Source organism: Saccharomonospora saliphila YIM 90502, from assembly GCF_000383795.1.
GTDB lineage: Bacteria > Actinomycetota > Actinomycetes > Mycobacteriales > Pseudonocardiaceae > Saccharomonospora > Saccharomonospora saliphila.
Window position 1 is genome coordinate 523,350 of the sequence record NZ_KB912640.1, and the last position, 2,524, is coordinate 525,873.

General features: G+C 72.7%; 4 protein-coding genes. All 4 read right to left on the reverse strand.

The features are described 5' to 3' along the window. Positions 1–875: DUF6779 domain-containing protein (locus tag SACSA_RS21960; RefSeq protein WP_332253300.1), on the reverse strand; the 875-nt coding region annotated here is incomplete at its 3' end. 68 nt (positions 876–943) lie between these two features. Further along, a complete protein-coding gene (locus SACSA_RS0107630; RefSeq protein ID WP_019814758.1) occupies positions 944–1,405 on the reverse strand; it encodes a DUF3180 domain-containing protein in 462 nt (153 codons plus the stop codon). A gap of 168 nt (positions 1,406–1,573) precedes the next feature. Next, positions 1,574–2,071, reverse strand: a complete 498-nt coding sequence (gene folK / locus SACSA_RS0107635) for a 2-amino-4-hydroxy-6-hydroxymethyldihydropteridine diphosphokinase (RefSeq protein WP_019814760.1) — start codon at positions 2,069–2,071, stop codon at positions 1,574–1,576. A 7-nt stretch (positions 2,072–2,078) separates the two neighbouring features. Next, entirely contained in the window at positions 2,079–2,480 is a 402-nt protein-coding gene (folB, locus tag SACSA_RS0107640) for a dihydroneopterin aldolase (protein WP_019814762.1), read from the reverse strand. Positions 2,481–2,524 lie beyond the last annotated feature (44 nt).

The following is a 2,524-nucleotide window of genomic DNA, read 5'->3' on the forward strand; positions in this document are numbered from 1 at the left end:
CCGTTCGGGGTGCCGTTGGGGGCCTGACCGTGGGCGGCGGCTCCGTTGGCAACGGCCCCGTGAGCTGCGGCTCCGCGAGCCGGGACAGCGTTACCGGGGACGCCGTCAGCGGGAGCACCGTTCGCGAGGGCGCCGTTGGCAGTGGCGCCGTTGGCGACGGCTCCGTTGGCGGCGGCTCCGTTGGCGGGAGCACCGTTGACAGCGGCTCCGTTGGCGACGGCGCGGGGGCCTCGTGCCGCGCCGTTCCTGGCCCCGCCACGCCGATCCGCGACCCTCTCGGCGTCGGCGTCGGCCGCCCTGCTGATCAGCTCGGTGGGGCGGTCGAACGCCTCGGCCTCGGCACCGTCGGAGCCGACCGTGATCGCGGGTCTGTCCTCGGCCGCGTCCCCGGCGGGCACGAGCCTGGGTTCCTCGCCGAACGACCGCATGCGCGTGGATTGCGCGGTGAGCGCGACCCGCTCCCACAGCACCTCGCCGCCGAACAGGGTCTGCAGGTTCTCGCGCAGCGCACTGAGCTCCCCGCGGAGCGCGTCCAGCTCCTCACGGGACTCCGCCTCGGCGCGCCGCCGCGCCTCCGCTTCCGTCTCCAGTTCGAACTCGCGGCGGGCCGCGATCTCCTTCTGCAGCTCGAGCTCGTAGATCTGCTGCGCCTTCGCCGCCGACTTCTCGCTCGTCGCCGCCGCCCTGCGGTACTTCACGGCCATGAGCGCACCGATCAACGCCGCCCAGAGCGCGGCGACGACCGCGAGCCGGATCCACCGGAGGTCGTCGGTGAGCACCAGCGCGAGGGTGGCGCCGATGGCGAGGAGAAAGCCGACGGCCAGCCACGGCCGACCTGTCGCTCGGCCGCGCGAGTCGTCACCCACGCCAGTCATGTCCATACCGTACCTTCCGGTGACCTTCTCGAGACCTATTCGGTACTTCGAGCGGTGGGTTCAGTGCGCTAACCGGTCGGCGGGCGATCGTGGTCCCGATCAGGGTCGCTCGGTGTGCGGCAGCAGTACTCCAGCCACAGGGCCGCGCCCACCAGAGCCGCCGCACAGCACACGCCCACGATCGCGGCGGGCAGGTCGTCGGAGGCCGCCACGACCCGGCCCGCACGGGGACCCAGGTAGCCCAGCGCACCGAGCCACGCGCCGGACATCAGCGCGCCCAGCAACGAGGATGCCTTCGCCAGCGCGACCACGCGGGCGATACCGAGCCCGGTCACGACCGCGCGCGAGCGGATGCGAGTGCGGACCACGAACGCCAGCACCAGCTCGGCCACCGCGAGCACCAGGAGGGTGACGCCGGCCAGCGTGGGCAGGCTGGGCAGCGACTGGTAGGCCGCGCGGAACAAGGGGAACGCCAGCGCGAAACCGATCACCCCGGCGACGAGGAGGTCCCGTGCCCGCGTGAACTGCATGGCACCCACCGTACCCACGGCACACGGAGGGGACCCCACGGTGACCCCTCCCCACCCCCCACGAACGCCCCGTTCATGTCGTTGGCATGCCGTCAAGGCCTCCTTGACTGCACTCAACGCAGTGAAGGGGGCCTTGACGGCACGCCAACAGCGGCGGGTGTCGTGTGGTCAGTGGGTCAGGGCGAGGTCAGGGCGGGGTGTGACGTCGTCGCGGTCGGAGCGGGGCAGCGCCGCCAGCAGGTCGGCCGCACCACCCACACCAGGGACGTCGGCGGACGGGTCGATCTCCAGCCACGGCACCAGCACGGTCGCACGCCGCGCGGTCCCCGGATGCGGCAGCACCAGTTCCGGGTCGTCGCTGCACACGTCGTCCACGGTCACCACGTCGACATCGAGGGTGCGCGGGCCCCACCGGGTCTCCCGCACGCGCTCCGCCCGGCGTTCCAGCTCCTGCGCCGTGCGCAGCCACGCCCAGTGGTCACGAGCGGGATCGTCGACCACGCACACCGCGTTGAGAAAGTCCGGCTGGTCGGTCACGCCCCACGGCTTCGTCTCGTACACCGACGACACCGCCACCAGCACGTCCCGCAGGCCGTCCACGGCCAGGCGCAGGTAGGCGAGCCGGTCACCCAGATTCGACCCCAGCGAGAGCACCGCCCTGCTCATCGCGAGATCACCGGCCCCGCACGATCGTCACGGCCACGTCGGCGAACGTCTCAGGGATCGGCGCCGACGGCTTGTGCACGGTCACCTCGACGGTGTGCACCCGTTCGTCCCGCAGCACCTCGTCGGCGATCCGGCCCGCCACACTCTCGATCAAATCGTACGGCTCTCCGGCGACGATCCCGGCGGCCGACCGGGCCAGGCCGCCGTAGTCGAGCGTGTCGGCGAGGTCGTCGGACGCGGCGGCCCGCGCGAGGTCCAGCCACACCACGAGATCGACCACGAACTCCTGACCGTCCCGGCGTTCGTGGTCGAACACGCCGTGCCTGCCGGTGACGCGCAGCCCCGTCAGCGTGATCCGGTCGGTGCGACCACCGGCCGCGGTCGCGTGCGCGCTCTCAGGCACGGCCACGCCGCCAGGCCGCCGCCACCTGCACCGCGTCCAGCGACGAGCCG